General features: G+C 73.9%; 14 protein-coding genes and 1 pseudogene. 8 read left to right on the top strand and 7 right to left on the bottom strand.

Translation table 11 applies throughout. The annotated features are described in order from the left end of the window. The first annotated feature begins 67 nt into the window (after positions 1–67). Positions 68–3025, top strand: coding sequence for a BTAD domain-containing putative transcriptional regulator (locus tag ACFYOV_RS20615; RefSeq protein ID WP_389089554.1), 2958 nt, complete (start codon positions 68–70; stop codon positions 3023–3025). A 215-nt stretch (positions 3026–3240) separates the two neighbouring features. Continuing rightward, complete coding sequence (locus tag ACFYOV_RS20610; RefSeq protein WP_389089553.1) at positions 3241–3438, top strand: hypothetical protein; 198 nt, start codon at positions 3241–3243, stop codon at positions 3436–3438. Positions 3439–3630: 192 nt separating this feature from the next. Here the strand turns inward: ACFYOV_RS20610 and ACFYOV_RS20605 are convergent, their stop codons facing one another. The 3 genes from ACFYOV_RS20605 to ACFYOV_RS20595 form a co-directional block, all read right to left on the bottom strand. After that, positions 3631–4158 carry a hypothetical protein gene (locus tag ACFYOV_RS20605; RefSeq protein WP_389089551.1) on the bottom strand — a complete coding sequence of 176 codons (528 nt, stop codon included), beginning with the start codon at positions 4156–4158 and terminating at the stop codon, positions 3631–3633. Positions 4159–4333: 175 nt separating this feature from the next. Beyond that, positions 4334–6703, bottom strand: coding sequence for a PQQ-binding-like beta-propeller repeat protein (locus ACFYOV_RS20600; protein WP_389089550.1), 2370 nt, complete (start codon positions 6701–6703; stop codon positions 4334–4336). 189 nt (positions 6704–6892) lie between these two features. After that, the gene (locus tag ACFYOV_RS20595) at positions 6893–7636 is read right to left on the bottom strand and encodes a VOC family protein (RefSeq protein ID WP_389089548.1); all 744 of its coding nucleotides are present in this window, start codon (positions 7634–7636) and stop codon (positions 6893–6895) included. Positions 7637–7770: 134 nt separating this feature from the next. Between ACFYOV_RS20595 and ACFYOV_RS20590 the strand changes: the two genes are divergently transcribed. Next, positions 7771–8406: a TetR family transcriptional regulator gene (locus tag ACFYOV_RS20590; RefSeq protein ID WP_389089666.1), complete on the top strand. Its 636-nt coding sequence runs from the start codon at positions 7771–7773 to the stop codon at positions 8404–8406. 252 nt (positions 8407–8658) lie between these two features. Here ACFYOV_RS20590 and ACFYOV_RS20585 read toward each other — a convergent pair whose 3' ends face one another. Further along, on the bottom strand, positions 8659–9117 hold the full coding sequence (locus tag ACFYOV_RS20585; protein ID WP_389089547.1) for an Lrp/AsnC family transcriptional regulator: 459 nt from the start codon (positions 9115–9117) through the stop codon (positions 8659–8661). An 82-nt stretch (positions 9118–9199) separates the two neighbouring features. Between ACFYOV_RS20585 and ACFYOV_RS20580 the strand changes: the two genes are divergently transcribed. The 3 genes from ACFYOV_RS20580 (at position 9200) to ACFYOV_RS20570 (ending at position 11091) form a co-directional block, all read left to right on the top strand. Then, a complete protein-coding gene (locus ACFYOV_RS20580; protein ID WP_389089545.1) occupies positions 9200–9826 on the top strand; it encodes a LysE family translocator in 627 nt (208 codons plus the stop codon). Positions 9827–9964: 138 nt separating this feature from the next. After that, a complete protein-coding gene (locus tag ACFYOV_RS20575) occupies positions 9965–10390 on the top strand; it encodes a pyridoxamine 5'-phosphate oxidase family protein (RefSeq protein WP_389089544.1) in 426 nt (141 codons plus the stop codon). Positions 10391–10425: 35 nt separating this feature from the next. Continuing rightward, positions 10426–11091 (top strand): pyridoxal 5'-phosphate synthase, encoded by a 666-nt coding sequence (locus ACFYOV_RS20570; protein ID WP_389089542.1) that lies wholly within the window; start codon positions 10426–10428, stop codon positions 11089–11091. Positions 11092–11346: 255 nt separating this feature from the next. Here the strand turns inward: ACFYOV_RS20570 and ACFYOV_RS20565 are convergent, their stop codons facing one another. Then, a complete protein-coding gene (locus tag ACFYOV_RS20565; RefSeq protein ID WP_389089541.1) occupies positions 11347–12219 on the bottom strand; it encodes a GNAT family N-acetyltransferase in 873 nt (290 codons plus the stop codon). Positions 12220–12260: 41 nt separating this feature from the next. Next, the gene (locus ACFYOV_RS20560) at positions 12261–12878 is read right to left on the bottom strand and encodes a GNAT family N-acetyltransferase (protein ID WP_389089539.1); all 618 of its coding nucleotides are present in this window, start codon (positions 12876–12878) and stop codon (positions 12261–12263) included. Positions 12879–13055: 177 nt separating this feature from the next. Between ACFYOV_RS20560 and ACFYOV_RS20555 the strand changes: the two genes are divergently transcribed. Beyond that, positions 13056–14258 (top strand): flavin-containing monooxygenase, encoded by a 1203-nt coding sequence (locus tag ACFYOV_RS20555; protein WP_389089538.1) that lies wholly within the window; start codon positions 13056–13058, stop codon positions 14256–14258. Positions 14259–14849: 591 nt separating this feature from the next. After that, positions 14850–15269: pseudogene (locus ACFYOV_RS20550) on the top strand (helix-turn-helix domain-containing protein); the annotation flags it as partial. Between the two features lie 651 nt (positions 15270–15920). Here ACFYOV_RS20550 and ACFYOV_RS20545 read toward each other — a convergent pair. Then, positions 15921–16382, bottom strand: coding sequence for an ATP-binding protein (locus ACFYOV_RS20545; RefSeq protein ID WP_389089664.1), 462 nt, complete (start codon positions 16380–16382; stop codon positions 15921–15923). Positions 16383–17276 lie beyond the last annotated feature (894 nt).

Genomic DNA, 17276 nt, shown 5'->3' with positions numbered 1-17276 from the left:
CACGGCTGACGCATCTGCCGTGAACAAGGCAAACTGGCCTGGTTGCCCAGGACGCTTAGGAGACTGCATGGACGGTGTACCGCGAGTACCGGAGCAGCGGCGCCCCGGCTCCTCGGCGGAGCCCGCGGCGCTGCGCTTCAGCGTGCTCGGACCGGTGCGCGCCTGGCGGGGCGACGAACCGGTCACCACCGGTTCGCCCCAGCAACGCGCCCTGCTCGCAGCCCTTTTGCTGCGCGAGGGACGCACGGCCACGGCGGCCGAACTGATCGACGCCCTGTGGGGCGAGGAGCCGCCCCAGCAGGCACTGGCGGCGGTCCGCACGTACGCCTCGCGGCTGCGGAAGGTGCTGGACCCGGGGGTCCTGGTCAGCGAGTCCGGCGGGTACGCGGTGCGCGGGCTCGGCGAGGGCGCACTGGATCTCGCAGTCGCGCAGGAGCACGCCGCGGAGGCGGAGAAGGCGAGGAACACCGGGGACCTGTGCCACGCCCGCGAGGTGCTGACCCGGGCCCTGTCCCTGTGGGACGGGGAGACGCTGGCCGGCGTGCCGGGCCCGTACGCGCAGGCGCAGCGCGCCCGCCTGGAGGAGTGGCGCCTGCAACTGCTGGAGTCCAGGCTGGACATGGACCTGGAGCGGGGCAACCATGCCGAGACGGTCTCGGAGTTGACGGCGCTCACCGCGGCGCACCCGCTGCGCGAGCGCCTGCGGGAACTGCTCATGCTCGCCCTGTACCGCAGTGGCCGCCAGGCGGAGGCGCTGGCGGTGTACGCGGACACGCGGCGCCTGCTCGCCGACGAGCTGGGCGTGGACCCGCGCCCCGGCCTCCAGGAGCTCCAGCAGCGCATCCTCCGGGCCGACCCGGGTCTGGCGGAGCCGTCCGCACCGGCGTCGGAACCGGCCGTGCTGCCCGTGCGTCCGGCGCAACTCCCCGCAACGGTGCCGGACTTCACAGGTCGTGCCTGCTTCGTACGGGAGCTGAGCGAGGTGCTGGAGTCGGCGTCCGGGTCCGAGGGCCGGGTGATGGCGGTATCGGCGCTGGCCGGCATCGGCGGTGTCGGCAAGACGACGCTGGCCGTTCACGTGGCCCACGAGGCGCGGTCCGCCTTCCCCGACGGCCAGTTGTACGTCGACCTCCAGGGCGCGGGCGGGCGGGCTGCGGAACCGGAGACGGTCCTGGGCTCCTTCCTGCGCGCCCTCGGCACGGCCGACTCGGCGATCCCGGATTCCCTGGAGGAGCGGGCGGCGCTGTACCGCTCGGTGCTGGACGGCCGCAGGGTCCTGGTCCTGCTGGACAACGCCCGCGACGCGGCACAGGTGCGCCCGCTGCTCCCCGGCACGGCGGGCTGCGCGGCCCTGGTGACGTCGCGCATGCGGATGGTGGACCTCGCCGGGGCGCACCTGGTCGACCTGGACGTGATGTCACCGGACGAGGCGCTGGCGCTGTTCACAAAGATCGTGGGCGAGGAGCGGGTGGCCTCGGAGCGGGAGGCGGCGCTGGACGTGGTGGCGGCGTGCGGCTTCCTGCCCCTGGCGATCCGCATCGCGGCGTCCCGCCTGGCGGCACGCCGCACCTGGACGGTCTCGGTCCTCGCGGCCAAGCTGGCGGACGAACGCCGCCGCCTGGACGAACTCCAGGCCGGCGACCTGGCGGTCAAGGCGACCTTCGAGCTGGGATACGGTCAGTTGGAGCCCGCCCAGGCCCGCGCCTTCCGCCTGCTGGGCCTGGCGGACGGCCCGGACATCTCCCTGGCGGCGGCAGCGGCGGTCCTGGACCTGTCCCCGGACGAGACCGAGGACCTGCTGGAGTCCCTGGTCGACACGTCCCTCCTGGAATCGGCGGCTCCCGGCCGCTACCGCTTCCACGACCTGGTCCGGCTCTACGCGCGTGCGTGCGCGGAACGCGACGAACAGCCCCCGAGCGAACGGGAGGCGGCCCTGTCGCGCCTGCTGGACTTCTACCTGGCCACGGCGGCGGGGGTGTACGCGATCGAACGGCCGGGTGACCGGCTGGTGGACGGCTTGGAGGGCACGGAGTACCCGGGGCTGCGCCACGCCGACGGATCCGCGGCCCTCGACTGGCTGTACAGCGAAGCCTCGCCCCTCTTGGCCTGCGTCCAGCAGGCTGCGGGCACGGGCCGGCTAAGGCGCGCGGTGGACCTGTTGTGGGCGGCCAAGGACCTGGCCGAGTCCGGGGCCAACGCGCACCAGTACGAGACGACCGCCAGGGTGATGTGCGATGCCACCCGCGACGCCGGGGACGCACGTGCCGAGGGCAGGGCGCGCACCACCCTGACCAACGCCCTCCTGGTCTCCGGCCGCATTCAGCAGGCGGCCGAGCAGGCGGAACTGGCCATGACCCTCGCGGAGTCCGCGAGCGACGCCACGGCCGCCAGTTGGGTGGCCAACGACCGTGGCCTCATCTGCCTGCACCAGGGCCTCTTCGCAGACGGAAGAACCTTCCTGGAACAGGCCATCGAGGGCTACCGTGCCGTCGGCAATCGCGCGGGCGAAGCGCTCAGCCTGTCCAACCTCTCCCGCGCTCACCTGGGGATGGGAAACATCGACAAGGCGGTGGCGATCGCGCATCACGGCCTCACCGCGCACCTCGCCATCGGCCGGACGATGCGCCTCGCCAACGGCCACTTCGCCCTGGGCATCGCCCTGACCCGGGCGGGCCGTCACACCGATGCCCTGGGACAGTTCTCCGACGCGCTGCACATCTTCGAAGAGCACCGGCAACGGCTCTGGCAGGGGACGACCAACTTCCGTATTGCCGAAGTGCACTTGGCGGCTGGCCGCCCCGCGCAGGCCGCACGGCACGCGGAACAGGCTCTGGCGCTCGGCTGCATCGGTGGTGACCGCATGCGGGGCAACGTCCTGACCCTCTTGGGCCGCGCCCTCTCCGGTCTCGGCCAGGTGGATCGCGCGAAGGCGTGCTGGTGGGACGCGCTGAGCCTCTACGAACAGTCCGGCGCGCCGGAGACGGAGGACGTACGGGCGCTGCTCTCCCCCGCTCAGACTGCCTGACCTCGCTGTTCGACGGGCGGGCACGAGCGTTCAGCATTCGTTTATGTCCCCCTGGCACTCTCTTTTCTGTCACACCGCCGCGTCGGGGGGCAGGCGGCGTGACCAGGAGCCCGGACAGTATCGTGCGGCTCCGAACGCCCGTCCGGTGGCCCGCGGGGGAGCTTCTGGGCGGGCGTTCCTCACCCGACCGGCACCGAGGCAAAGGAATGACGCACATGACGGACAAGAAGCAGGAGTCGGTGGCGGTTCCGCAGGACAACGCCATGCCCGCGCCTCCGGCGGGGGACGAGGCCGTGACGACGCTCGACAACGCCATGCCCAGCGGGCCCGCCAAGAAGGAGGAGGCCATCACCACGATGGACAACGCCATGCCGGCACCGCCCGCCCTGGACCTGGACGGGAACGGCAGGTAGACCTTCCTCCCACCGGGGGACCGGCCGCGGCGGCACGGAGGGGGAGCCGCCGCGGCCGAGGCGTGTCCGCGGGCCGGTGCCATCACGGCGGTGCGAGACAGGCATTCTGACGCGCCACCACACGCCGATGAGGCCGAGGAGAACCTCGGCCTCGTCGTCGTACGTGGGCACTCCGCCGGGTGCCGGTCGGTGTCAGGGAGCGACCGCGGCCGTCGGGTCGAGATCGCAGCGGGTGATCCTGGCGGCCTGCTGCGGGTCGGCGAGGTTCACCTCCGCGGTCACCGTGTCGCCCGCCGGTACGGGGATCTCCTCCAGCCGGGTGGCGACCCGTGCGCCCGCCTTGTCCAGGAAGGTGACGGTGACGGCGAAGACGCCTTCGGTGGTGTTGGGGTTGGTGACCTCGACGGTGGCGTACGGGGTCCGGGGCGAGGCGCACGCGACCAGTTCCACCGTCGCGGCCCGCAGGGTGGAGCCGTCGGCGCCGCCGTCCGAGCCGCCGCCGGAGCCTGCGCTGCCCGAGTCGTCGTAGTCGTCGTCCCGGTGCGAGCCGCCGCCCGAACCCGACGACGAGTCGTGGTTCTGGCTGGAGCTGCTGCAGCCGCCGCCCCCGCCGTCGCCGCTGCCGCCGGTTCCGCCACGGCCCGTCGAGAACCCGGTGAGGCTGAGCACGACGAGTGCCGCCACCGCTGTGAGCTTGAGTGCGTTCCCCCTTGACTGCATGGCCCCAGACTGGCAAGCACGTGTCACGGGCATGTCACCGCCTGGCGACCGTCGCGTACCCGGCGTAGCGTCGGCGGTGGGAGCGGTGAACGCCCGCCCCCGCAGCGACGGCCGCCGTCCGGAACCCCTTCCGTGCGCCCGCGCGACGGCCGTCCGCGCACACCGCCGCGGCCCGTCAGGTGGTCCGCGCCGTCCCCGTTCCCTTCTCCGCGTCCAGCGCGTACACGCACCGGTCCTTGCTGCACGCGTAGACCACGCCGTCGCGGACCACCGGGGAGCCGGTGATCTCACCGCCGGTGGCCAGCTTCCAGCGCAGGCGGCCGTCGTCGGCCTTCAGCGTGTAGAGCAGGTGGTCGGTGGAGCCGAAGTGGATGCGGCCCTCGGCGACCGCGGGGCCGCCGACGATGTCGCCGCCCGCCTGGAAGCGCCACTTGGGCGTGCCGGTGACCGCGTCCAGGGTGTACAGGCCCTTGCCGCTGCCGACGTGGACGTGGCCGGCGGCGACCAGGACCGGCTCGACGGAGGCCCGGGCCTCGGTGGCGATGCGCCAGCGGTCACGACCGTCGGTGGCGTCGAGGGCGTACACCGTGCCGAGGTAGTCGGCGAGGTAGACGCCGCCCCCGGTGACGGCCGGGCCGGGGACGAAGGCGGGCGGGGAGAGGAAGACCGCGGGAGCCTCGAAGTGCCAGCGGACGTGGCCGCCCGTGACGTCCAGGGCGAGGACCCGGGTGCCGGCGGAGACGTAGACGTAGCCGTCGGGTGCCTGGCTCAGGCGGACCGGGACGCCGCCGCAGGAGGCCGCGTCGCCGATGGGGTACGACCAGCGCTCGTCGCCGGTGCGGGCGTCGAGGGCGCGCAGGCGGGCGTCCTGCCAGACGTAGACGGTGCCGTCGTGGACGGCCGGGCCGGCCTCGGGGGACTCGAAGTCGGTCTGGCAACCGGTGATCTCCCAGAGCTTCTGCCCGTTGGACGCCTCCCAGGCCTGCACCCCGCCGCCGCGCGTGCCGGTGACGACGGTGCCGCGGTCGGCCTTGAGGGAGTACACCCAGGCGTCGGTGGACAGCCGCCACAGGTCTCCGCCGTCGCGGGCGTCGAGGGCGAAGAGGGTGGGGCCGTCGGAGGCGTGGATCCGGCCGTCGGCGACCGCCATGGACCAGGCGACGTCACGGGTCTTGAAGCGCCGCCGGCCGGTCGCCACGTCGAGGGCGTGGACCTCGAAGGAGGTCACGTAGACGAGGTCGCCGTCGACAGAGGGCGTGCCCCAGACGTCGTTGGACATGCGGAAGCGCCACGGCCGCCAGCCGCTGGGCTGGTCCGGCGCGGCGGTGGGCGCCGTCGGGGCCGGGACGGCCGGGTCGGCGCCGTTGACGCCGGGCCGGGGCTTGGACCAGTTGGCTGCGAGCGCGGCCTCCGGCGGGGGTGCCTTGACGGCGGCGGCCCGCGCGTCGGCGACGCGCGGTCCGGGGCCGATGGGCACGGCGACGCCGGCCAGCCGCACGGGGCCGGTGTCGGGGGCGCCCGCGGCGGGCCCCACCGGCGCGGGGCCCGGCGGGGGCGGCGGGACGACGGGGTCGTGCGGGGGCGGGGGCGGCACGTGGGGACGGGCGCCGCCGGTGCTGCGGCCGGACCCGGCGGGCTTGACGGCCGGGCGGCCGCCCCGACGCGTCTCGATCAGACTCACCGCCCGCTCGGGCAGCCATGCGGAGGCCGTGCCGCTGTCGTCCGACCCGGAGCCGAAGAGGTGCGGGGCGAGCTGGGCCTGGAGGTCGGCGGGGGTGGGCCGGGCCGAGGCCTCCATCTGCATGCAGGACTCGATCAGCGGGCGCAGCTCGTCCGGCAGGCCGTCCAGGTCCGGGCCCTCGCGCAGCAGCATGAAGACCGTTTCGACCGGGTTGGCGCCGTGGTACGGGGCGTGCCCGGTGGCGGCGAAGACGAGGGTGGAGCCGAGGGAGAACACGTCGCTCGCGCCGGTGACGCTGCGGGAGTCCTTGGCCTGCTCGGGGGACATGTAGGCGGGCGTGCCGACGGCGACGTTGGTCATGGTCAGACGCGTGTTCGACACGCCGGACGCGATACCGAAGTCGATCACCCGGGGGCCGTCCTCGACGACCAGGACGTTGGACGGCTTGAGGTCGCGGTGGACGAGTCCGGCGCCGTGGATGGACTGCAGGGCCTCCGCGACACCCGCCGCGAGCCAGCGCACCGCCTGAGCCGGCAGCGGCCCGCACTCGTTCACTATCTCCTCGAGGGAGGGCGCGGGAACGTAGGCGGTGGCCAGCCACGGCACGGCGGCGCGGGGGTCGGCGTCCACGACGGCCGCGGTGTAGAAACCGGAGACCGCGCGGGCCGCCTCCACCTCGCGCGTGAACCGGACGCGGAACAGCTGGTCCTCGGCCAGCTCCGTGCGGACCGTCTTGATCGCCACCCGTCGGCCGGACGCCGAGCGTGCGAGATAGACCAGCCCCATGCCGCCGGCACCCAGCCGTCCCAGCACCTCGAACGGCCCGATCCGCCGCGGATCGTGCTGCGTCAGCTGATCCACCACTTGCCTGCCACCTCCCCGTACGAGTCGCGCCACCACCTGTGCACGCGACCGAAGTGCAGCGTCTCACCACCGCATCGCCATGGCGGCACGCACCCCGATTCTTCCTGTCCGGGGCCCTCGGTGCGAACCGGACGACATATGGGGTGTCTCGCCCGATACACCATGACAATGGGCGGCCGGGCGGGCGGACTAGCGGTGCAGCAGCGCGAAGGACGCCCCCTGATTGTCGGTGACCACCGCCACCGTGCCGTAGGACGTCCCGAAGGGCGGGACCTGGACCCGGCCGCCGAGCCGGGTCACCTCCCCGATGGCGGCCTCGAGGTCCTCGACGGCGAAATGGACCAGGAAGTGGGGCGGCATCTCGGCGGGGAAGACGTCGGAGACGGGCGCCCGGCCGAAGGCGGGGTCGGCGTCGGGACCGAACAGGGCGTCGTGGAAGAGGTCGCCGTAGAAGGTGTTGGCCGCCTCCGTGTCACGCGTGTAGAGCTGCGCCCAGGCGAAGGTGCCCGGCTCGCGGCGGCGGCCGAAGCCCGGGTGGTCACCGGCCTGCCAGAGGGAGAACACGGCGCCCTCGGGGTCGGTGACGAGCGCGGTGACGCCGAGGGCGCCGACCGGCAGCGGCGCGGCGACGATCTGCCCGCCCGCGGCCCGGATCCGCCGGCACAGCGCCTCGGCGTCGGGGGTGGCGAAGGACACCGTCCAGACCGTCGGGAGCCGGCCGTCCGTCTTGTGCGCCAGCGAGGCGACGGGCTCCCCTTCCTTGAGCGCCCGCACCGCACCCGCGGGCAGGTCGGGCTGCTCCTCGAAGGTCCACCCGAAGAGTTCGCCGTAGAAGCGCCTGCCAGCCTCCACGTCGGGCAGCTGCGCGTCGACCCAGCAGGGGGTGCCCTCTGTGTACTGCGATGTGTGCTCCGATGCCCTGTTTTCGGCCATGCCGCCAAAGTAACCGGGGCGCCCGCACCCCGCAGACCAGGCACACGAGCCTCCGGGATCCCGCGCACCCCATTTGCAGTCGGCCGAATCGCGCTCGGATCACCCCTCGGTAAGCTGACGACATGACAGGACAAGTGCGTACCGTCGACGGCCGCGTGGCCGGCCGGCGTGGGCAGGCGACCCGGCAGAAGCTGCTCGACTGCCTCAGCGAGATGCTCAGCTCCTCCCCCTACCGCGATGTCAAAGTCATCGATGTCGCCCGCAGGGCGGGTACGTCACCGGCGACCTTTTACCAGTACTTCCCCGACGTCGAGGGCGCCGTCCTGGAGCTCGCGGAGCACATGGCGACGGAGGGCGCCGGGCTGAGGGAACTCCTCGAGGGCCGCTCCTGGGTCGGGCGGGCCGGCTGGCAGACCGCACAGGAACTGGTCGACGGCTTCCTGGAGTTCTGGCGCAAGCACGACGCGATCCTGCGGGTCGTGGACCTCGGCGCGGCCGAGGGCGACAAGCGCTTCTACAAGATCCGGATGAAGATCCTCAACTCGGTGAACAGCTCCCTCGCGGACGCGGTGGCCGAGTTGCAGGCCAAGGGCCGGGTCGACAAGGACGTGAACCCGGCGGCTGTCGCCGGTTCCCTCGTCACGATGCTCGCGGCCGTGGCCTCGCACCAGAAGGGCTTCACCTCCTGGGGCGTGAAGCAGACCGAACTCAGGCCCAACCTCGCACTGTTGGTGCATCTGGGCGTCACCGGCAAGAAGCCGACGAGGTAACCGGTCGGCGCCCTTTCCTTTTCTTTCCAAGTCCTGTCTGGCAGGCGGCGGTTCACCCCGGTGGACCGCCGCCTGTCGCGTTGTGCGGCACGATGCGCCAGTGCCGCGGCCGGGACGGTCCGCCGGAAGGCTCGCGGCGTCCGGTGCGGTGCGTCGCGAGGCGGAACACCGTCCGCGTACGGGACGGACTCGGGTGATGCGACAGCGCGGCGAGGTGCCGTGCCGGGCGGCGCGAGCCGGTGAACCTCCCCGTCACAGCAACCAGGGCAGCGGCCGGTCCTTGACGACGTGCTTCATCACGAGGGTGGACGTCAGCCGCTGCACGCCCGGCAGGGTGGCCAGGCGTTCGTCGTAGAGCCGCTGGTAGGCGGCGAGGTCGGCGGCGACGACCCGCAGCAGGTAGTCGGGCTCGCCGAACAGTCGCTGCGCCTCCAGCACCTCCTCCACCTCGCTCACCGCCCGCTCGAACTCCACGACCGTCTCCCGGTCCTCCTGCCGCATGGAGACGAACACCAGCGCCTCGAAGGTCAGGCCCACGGCGGCCGGGTCCACCACCGCCCGGTAGCCGCTGATCGCGCCCGACCGCTCCAGCTCACGCAGCCGCCGGTGACACGGCGAGACACTGAGCCGCACCCGCGCGGCCAGCTCGGTGACCGTCAGGCGCCCGTCCTGCTGGAGCTCGGCAAGAATCTTCCGGTCTACGTCGTCCATGGAGAAGATTCTGCCCCACTAAGGCCGATATTGGGGGAACTTCGGGAACACTTGCGGCCGGAACCGGCCTAATCTGCCCGGTATGGACGTCGTGACCCTTCTCTCCTTCCTCGCCCTCGACCTGCTGCTGGTGTGCGTACCGGGTGCCGACTGGGCGTACACGATCTCGGCCGGGCTGCGCGGACGGTCGGTGGGCGCGGCGGTCGGGGGCCTGGTCGCCGGTTACGCCCTGCACACGGTGCTGGCCGCGGCCGGGCTCGCGGTCCTGGTCGCGGGGTCACCGGTGCTGCTCACCGTGCTGACGGTGGTGGGGGCGGCCTACCTGGTGTGGCTGGGCTGGGGCGTGCTGCGCCGGCCGGGCACGCCGGGCACGGACGGAGTCGCCGCGCGGGAGAGCGGTGCCCGAGCCTTCCGTCGCGGCGCCACGATCAGCGGCCTGAACCCCAAGGGCCTGCTCCTCTACCTCTCCGTCCTGCCCCAGTTCCTGGTCACGGGCGACGGCGCCCCGGTGCCGGTACCGGTCCAGACGGTCGTCCTGGGCCTGCTGCACATGGCCTGCTGCGCCGCGGTCTACCTCACGGTCGGCGTCACCGCCCGCACCCTCCTCGGCACCCGCCCGGCAGCGGCCCGCGCGGTGGTCCGCACATCCGGGGCGGCGATGCTCGGCATCGGAGCCGTGCTGCTGGTCCAGCGGCTCGCGGTGCTGTAGCCGCGCGGGAGAGGCGTACCCCCGCCTGCGGAACACGCGGGCGTACGGCCGTTGTTGTCCCTCACGGGCGTCACCGCACACAGCGACCGCACGCCCGACCGAACGGCCCCTGCACGCCTGTCGACGGAGGTACCGGACGTGGCCCTGACCCGTGAAGAGCGCGAACAGTTCCTGGCCGAGCCGCACATCGCCGCCCTGGCGGTCGACGCGGGGCCGGGACGCGCCCCGCTGACCGTGCCGATCTGGTACCAGTACGCGCCCGGTGGCGACGTATGGGTCATGACCGGTCTGGACTCCCGCAAGAACGAGCTGATCGGCGCGGCCGGACGGTTCTCGCTGATGATCGACCGGGCCGAGCCCACCGTCCGGTACGTGTCGGTGGAGGGGCCGGTCGTGGAGACGACACCCGCCACGCTGGAGCAGCTCCGGGAGATCTCCGCCCGTTACCTCCCGGCCGACAAGGTCGAGGGCTACGTGGACACCGCCTGGAAGAGCCACGGCGAGCAGGTCGTCATCCGCATGCGGCCCGAGCGCTGGGTGTCGTCCGACCTCGGGACGGTGTGACCGCCCGTCCCGCCGGTCCGCGTGACAATCGGCGCATGGGAACCGATCTCCACGAGTTGCTCAGGTCACTTCGGGTGTGGGACCCGGGGGTGACCGGGCTTCCGCCGCTCGACCCGGACACCGCGCCCGCCGAACCGCTGCCGCTGTTCACGCGCTGGTTCGCCGAGGTGGTGGCGGCGGGGCAGACCGAGCCGCACACCATGTCCCTGGCCACGGCGGACGCCGCGGGGCTGCCCGACGTGCGGATCGTGATGCTGCACGGTGCCGACGCGGACGGCTGGTCCTTCGCCACCCACGCCCACAGCCGCAAGGGCGGTCACCTGGCCGCCCGCCCGTACGCCGCGCTCGCCTTCTACTGGCCCGTGCTGGGCCGCCAGGTGCGGGTGCGCGGCCCCGTCCGGACCGCCCCGGCCGAAGAGGCACAGGCGGACCTGCACGCCCGCACCACCGGTGCCCTGGCCGCCGCGCTGACCGGCCGGCAGAGCGGCGTCCTGGGGTCGGCGCGGGAGCTGGCCCGGGCCTCGGAGGCGGCCTGGGAAAGGGCGGCGGCGGAGCCGGACACCCCGGTCCCGTCCTGGACGCTGTACCGCCTGCGCCCGGAGGAGGTCGAGTTCTTCCAGGGCGACGCCCAGCGCCGGCACGTGCGGCTGCGCTACCGGCGCGAGGAGCGGGGCTGGGCGCGGGAACTGCTGTGGCCGTGAGGCACGGGAACCGCTGTGGCCGTGAGGCACGGGCACGACGACGGCGGTCCGCCCGGCCGGACACCTGGCGGGGCGCCGCGGCGGGCCGGCCGGCGCGCCCGAACCGAGCGGGCGGTGCGCCACCCGCGAGGTGAAGTCCCCCATCAAGCAGCACATCGGCCTGCGGTGGTCGCTCGACGGGCGTCGTGTCGTCCGCGCCCCCGGTCCGGGCCCGGCCGGTGAGCCGGTTGAAGCGGCGCGGACGCCGGGGCCCGCCTACCGCCCCGGCGCCGGTGCGAAGTCGTACACCGCGAAGTCGGCGACCGGACGGTAGCCGATGCGCTGGTAGAGGCCGTTGCTCGTGGGGTTGGCCAGGTCGGTGAAGAGCAGGACGTCCCGCGCGCCCGAGGCCAGCGCCGCCCGGCTCACCTCGGCCGTGGCCGCGCCCGCGTAACCGCGTCCGCGCAGCCCGGCCGGGGTGTACACACCGGCCACCCGGACCTGGCCGGCTACCTCGGGGCTCAGCCCGGCCATGGCGACCGGGGTGCCGTCCGGGGTCTCCCAGAAGGTGACGTCGCCCCGCTCGACGCGCGCCTGGACCCACTGCGCGGGGTCCTGGAGGAGCCGTTCGCCGACCGCCTCGCAGAACGCGCGGTACCAGCGCTCCAGTTGGGCGCGGTCACGCTCCCCCGCCGTCCTGGCCCGGCCCGGCGGGACCGGCCGGGGCACGGTCAGGGTGCCCAGGCGGTACAGCCGCTGGCGCTGGTACGGCGTGACCGCGGCCCCCGTCCGGCGGTGCCAGGCGTCGGCGAAGGCGGCGGCGGTGTCGCGCTCGGCCTGTACGCCCGGGAGCCGCGGTCGGAGGTCCGCGAGACGCGCGGCGAGGGCGTCGGCCTCCTCGGCGGTCAGGGCGGTGACGTTCAGCCGGTGCGGCGGGGTGCGGAGGAAGGCGGCGCGGACCGTGCCGTCCCGTTCCAGGAGGCCGAACTCGGGTGTGCCGTCGCCGTAGGTGTGCGGTCCCCGCGTGCGCAGGGTCTCCGTCACGGTCAGCGGCACGGTGTGCGGGGCCGAACGGGACCGCAGGAAGCCGCCGGCACGGGTGAGGAAGTCGTCCAGGTCGCGGGTGAGACACCAGTCGTCGCTGAGCATGCCCCATGATGGCGCCGGGGAGATCGCGGACGCTCGCGCATTTAGGCGGAGGGCCGCGGCGGGGCCGGTTCCGGGTCGGTGGCCAGGCGGGCGTGGAGGTGGGCGTCGCGGAAGGCGTCGAGGCGGCCGGCCGCGAAGACCGCGCCGCGCAGGGTGCCCTCGTGGAGGAACCCGCCTCGCCCGGCGACCCGGCAGGACGCCTCGTGACCGACGGCGTGGTCGAGTTCCAGCCGGTGCAGGCCGAGATCGGTGAACGCCCAGCGCGCGGCGAGCAGCAGGGCCCGGGTGGCGACGCCCCGGCCGCGCGCCTCGGGGAGCACCCAGTAGCCGACCCGGCCGGTCCCCGTCACCGGCCGGATCTCGTTGACGTCGATGTGCCCCAGCACCGTGCCACTGTCCGCGTCCGCGACCCGCAGGGCCAGGGCCGTGCCGTCCGCTGCCCGCCGCGCCCGTGCGCGCAGTGCCTCCCGGGCACCGGCGAGGTCCGTGACCGGCCGGACGGGCGTGTTCCAGCGCAGTAACTCCGGGTCCGTGGTGCCGCGCAGCCACGTCCGGGCGTCGGCGTCCGACGCCGGGTCCCAGGGGCACAGGTGCAGTCCGAGGCCGTGCAACTCGGCCCGCAGGGGGCGGGGGTCGGTGCTCTTGCGTGGGTGGGCCATGCGGCCATTCAAACCCGCGGCGGCTCCGGCGACGGGCCGAGTCGGCCACGCCCCCTCCACAAGCGGGCGGACCGCGGCAGCCACCGGACCCACGATCACCACAGACGTGATCAATCCGCAACCAATTTCGGTCTTGACCGATACCCATCAAGCGGGTGCGTGATTACGCTCGCGCTCATGGCCGACTCCACCCCGTCCGCGCAGCCCACGGCGCCCACCCCGGCAGACCGCCCCGTCTACGTCATAGGCGGCGGCCCCGGAGGGCTCTCCGTCGCCCACGCGCTGCGGGCCCGGGGGATACGGGCCGTGGTCCTGGAGCGGTCCGAGCAGGTCGGCTCGTCGTGGCGGGGCCACTACGACCGGCTGCGGCTGCACACCACCCGGCGCCTGTCCGCGCTGCCCGGACTGTCCATGCCGCGCCGGTTCGGACGCTGGGTGGCCCGGGCCGACGTGGTCCGGTATCTGGAGAAGTACGCCGAGCACCACCGCCTGGAGATCGTCACCGGGGTCGAGGTCTCCCGCGTGGAGCGCACCCCCGACGGCACCGGCTGGCTGCTGCACGCCACCGGGGGCCGCGAACTGACCGGTGCCGCGGTCGTCGTCGCCACGGGCCGCAACCACACCCCCCTCGTCCCCGACTGGCCCGGCCGGGACACGTACACCGGAGCGTTCCTGCACGCCGGCGACTACCGCAACGCCGAGCCCTTCGCCGGCCGGGACGTGCTGGTCGTGGGCGCCGGCAACTCGGGGGCGGAGATCGCCGTCGACCTGGTGGAGGGCGGTGCGGCACGGGTGCGGCTGTCGGTGCGCACCACCCCGCACGTCGTGCGCCGCTCGACCCTGGGCTGGGCGAGCCAGTACTCGGGCGTCCTGTGCCGGCGACTGCCGGTCGGCCTCGTCGACCTGCTGGCCCGCATGCAGGCCCGGGCCCTGATGCCGGACCTGTCGGCCCACGGCCTGCCCCGCCCGGACACCGGGCTCTACAGCAGGGCCAGGGCGGGCGCCGTCCCCGTGCTGGACGTCGGCCTGGTCGACGCCGTGCGCGGGGGCAGGGTGGAGGTGGTGGCGGCCGTGGAGGCGTTCGAGGACGGCAAGGTGGTGCTGGCCGACGGCACACGTGTCGAACCGGACGTGGTCGTCGCGGCCACCGGGTACGTCCGCGCCCTGGAGGGGCTCGTCGGGCACCTCGGCGTCCTGGACGACCGCGGCCGGCCGGTCGCCCACGGCGGCCGCACCCCGCGTGAGGCACCCGGCCTGTACTTCACCGGCTTCACCACCCCCCTCAGCGGCAACCTGCGGGAACTGGCCCTCGACGCCCGGAGGATCGCGAAGGCGGTGGCCCGCGACGGCGCCGTCGGCGCGTCCCGCCTCCCGGGCTGAGCACCCGCTCCGTCCCGCCGACCCGCACCGACGCGGGGTCACGCGCCACCGCGTTCACATGCGCCGACGGCTCAACGACTCGACGACTCAACCGCTCAACCGCTCAACGGCGTTCGAGAATCCACAGCGAGCCGGTCGTCCGGGTCGCCGAACCGGACGAACGGTTCGGGTGCCTCGGCCGTGCCGCCGATCACTGCCACGCGAAACCCGCCTGTCGTGGCCCCGGTTGGACCGTTGAACAGGACCGTTCGGGGTCATGCCCGGCCGTCCATGCACGTTCGTGGGGGCATGCACGTTGTCGCATGAAGTACCCGAGGGCGGATCAGGGCGTCTGCCTTGGCGCCCCGCACGAACGCGACCGCCGCGACGAACCAGGCCCGGTATATGCGGCCGGGCGCGCGGCCGCCACGGCGAGCACGGTGTAGATCGCCGCTGTGGCGGCGCCGGGCCCGAGGAGCAGGAGCCCCACGCTCCAGTCGAAGCTCCCCGCCAGAACGGAGCAGCCACCGTCTGCTCGCAGTGGTTCAACGAGTAGAGACCGGCAGCCGCTGCAGGGGACTCTCGTCCGAGGCCCCCTGCAGTGGTGCTCGCGCCGGCTACGCCGCCGGCAGGATGTCCTGCGTCGCTCGGAAGAGCCGTGTCGTCCGCGCCGACGTCGTGCCGCCGCATCGCGACGGCGGGCAGGCGCAGTACGTCCAGCGGCCGGTGCCCGATCCTCAGCAGGCGTCCACGACCGGGGCCCGCGCCTGGGCGCTGGGCCGGCCGCACGAGTCGATCCAGCTGTGGGACATGGCCGCGCGGGAGTCGATGTCGGTGCGCACCTTCACGCGCCGCTTCCGCGAGGAGGTCGGCTTCGGCCCGGGGCAGTGGCCGGCCCGGCAGCGGGTGGAGCGGGCCCGGCACCCACTGGAGTCGACCGAGTTGACGGTGCATCAGGTGATGTGGGACGCCGGCTTCGGTACGGCCCAGTCGATGCGCCTGCACCTCCAGGCCGCCCTCGGGGTGACGCCCGACCGCCTGCCGTCGACGCTTTGGGCCACGGGGGCGAGGGGAGCCCGCCCGCGACGGCCGGCACCCGAGCACCGCTCGCGCCGGTGCCGTCGTCGCTCACGCCAGGCCGTCGTCGCCGGTGCTGCTGCCGCCGTTCCCAGAAGTCGTCCACAGCCTGTGGACAAGAGGGTCCGCGGCATCGGCGGTGCGGCACCGTCCGCCCCGAGCACGGCAGTGCCGCACCGCCTTCCGGCTTCGGCGTTCCCGCCCGGGTCCCCTCGGCCCCGAGGGAACCGACGCCGAATCACGACCCACACTCGTCGAGGGCTCCCGTCGTCCAGGCCCTCGCCGTCCCCTCGCGGCGAATCGCTGACGAACAGCGTGATCACACGGTCACGTGACGTCAACACCGGTTCGGGGGAACCTGCGCGGATTGCCGCATATGGCCTGCTTCTCGTGGGCGCGCACGGAAGCATGCCCGGCGCATTGATTCACGTCCCCGGCACACACCCCGCGGGCACCGTGCTTCCGTGCACCGGTCCGGCCGCCACGGTGCGGCCGCCAGGCCCCCGGACGACGCTCCCGCACACCACCGCGCCCGCCCGGGCGCCGCCTGCGCCCGGTTCGCCCACCTCGGCCGTCCGGGCCGTCCCGCCCCGGAACGCCGGCCGTTCACACCGCCTCGTAGGCCAGCCCGTCGTACGGCATCGCGCCGCCCCCGCAGGCCGGGGCGGCCTGTCCCTCCTGCGCGCACCGGTCCAGCTCGCACCAGATGCGCTTGCCCGTGCCCTCGGAGCTCCAGCCCCAGCGGTCGGCGAGGCCGTCCACCAGGGCGAGTCCCCGACCGCCGGTCGCCTCACTGTCCACGCAGCGCGGCACCGGCGCCCGGTCGCTGCGGTCGGCCACCTCCAGGCGGACGGTGGCCTCCTCGGCCGCCGCGCCCGGCAGGGAGAGCCGCAGCACGGCCGGACAGCCGGTGTGCACCACGGCGTTGGTGACCAGTTCCGAGACGAGGAGGATCAGGACCTCGGCGAGCGGTTCGTCGGCCCCTATCCCGCACCCGGCCAGACGGGAGCGGGCCCACCGCCGGGCCCGCCCCACCTCAGCGGGGTCGGGCCGGATCTCCAGCTGCACTTGAAGCACCTGCACCGCTCACACCATCCGAACCGGCGGACACTTGGACTCGCGCCTCACGAGGGCCACGATCGTAGCCATTTTCAGCATGACCAGAACAATGGTCGGGACAGGGGTCACAGACCGTGAATCCCTTGTGGGACAGCATGGTTGACGTACAGTCACGCCAACAAGCGCTTCGGGCATATTCCAGCGCGAAGGAGTACCCGTGCGGCATACTGTGCGACGCCCACCCCGGGAAGTCGAACGGGTGACGGCGTACGGCCGGACCACCCCGCAAGCAGCGGCAGGCACCGGCGGCTGCGGAGCCGCCCCGTGGGCAACTCCGGCGCGGCACATGCCCGGAACCACTCGCATCCCACAGAAGGTACCGGAGCCCACGCCCGACTCCGGGCCGTGACGGGTCACGCACAGGACACAACCCGGTATCAACGCTCCGTGATTCCCCCGATGCCACAATCCGCGACATGGGCGCGGCGTGGAGGGCTACTCCCCAGCCAGGAGGCCCGTCGCCCCTCTTCGGCCGCCGGGTCGGCGGCGACCGACTCCCTCACTCTGCGTGCACGGCGAGACACGACGAGTCCACAACCGGGGCCGGTCGGGGCGCAGATGGGCCTCTGCGGCGAGGACGTCACCACGGCGGGAGAAGGGGAGCCGCGCGCGGACGCGCCACCGTCCGGACGCCCGACGGGCCGGCGAACTCGTCGCCGGGCCGGGCGTGTTGCACGGCCGACCCGACACGCGCGGGGCCGTACCGGGCCGTTGGGCCGTCGGGGCGGGTCCGGCGGGCGGGTGAACCGGCGAGCGCGTGCCGGACGGACGGATGCCGGATCCGTGGACGCGCTCCGGACCGGCGCGTGCCGGCTCCGTGGGCGTGTCGGTCCGCCGGGTGCC

Origin of the sequence: Streptomyces sp. NPDC005931 (assembly GCF_042871235.1) — a bacterium.
Lineage (GTDB): Bacteria > Actinomycetota > Actinomycetes > Streptomycetales > Streptomycetaceae > Streptomyces.
Note: the sequence above shows the minus strand (reverse complement) of the source record. Positions and strands in the feature narration are given on the sequence as shown.